Source organism: Macrococcus sp. DPC7161 (genome assembly GCF_004117835.1).
Taxonomy (GTDB): domain Bacteria; phylum Bacillota; class Bacilli; order Staphylococcales; family Staphylococcaceae; genus SDSC01.
Map to the genome: position 1 here is coordinate 1 of NZ_SDSC01000046.1, position 417 is coordinate 417.

A 417-nucleotide genomic window follows, 5' to 3' on the forward strand; every position below is an offset into this window, starting at 1 on the left:
GTATAATATTCTTGTCGTAAATGCTATTCCAAATACAAATACAAATAACTAAGTATTTTGGGAGAGATAAAGCGCTCTTTTCCAAAGCGAGGGCGCTTTTTTCTTGACAACGGAAATGGAAAGTTATATAATTTTTATATCCCAAAAAATACTTTTTTAATAAATTCATTCCTTAGCGTCCCTCTCCTAACTGGGGAGCTTTTTTTGTGCTATAATATAGTCGGGATGTTTGTGAGATTTCATCCTATTCCTAGAGTCAAGCCATTCTTCGGAGTGGCTTTTTTTATTTTCCGAATTAAACCATTTACGCTAGAAAATACGAGTGATTTGATAGAAAATATCTGATAAACAGCTTTATTAAGCCATTCTTTTCGCGTGAAAATACGCTTGTTTTATTTTATAGATTAAATCCAAACC

General features: G+C 32.4%; 1 protein-coding gene. It reads left to right on the forward strand.

The genetic code is table 11. The features are described from left to right. The first annotated feature begins 57 nt into the window (after positions 1-57). A complete protein-coding gene (locus tag ER639_RS12610) occupies positions 58-345 on the forward strand; it encodes a bacteriophage holin (protein WP_196757307.1) in 288 nt (95 codons plus the stop codon). Positions 346-417 lie beyond the last annotated feature (72 nt).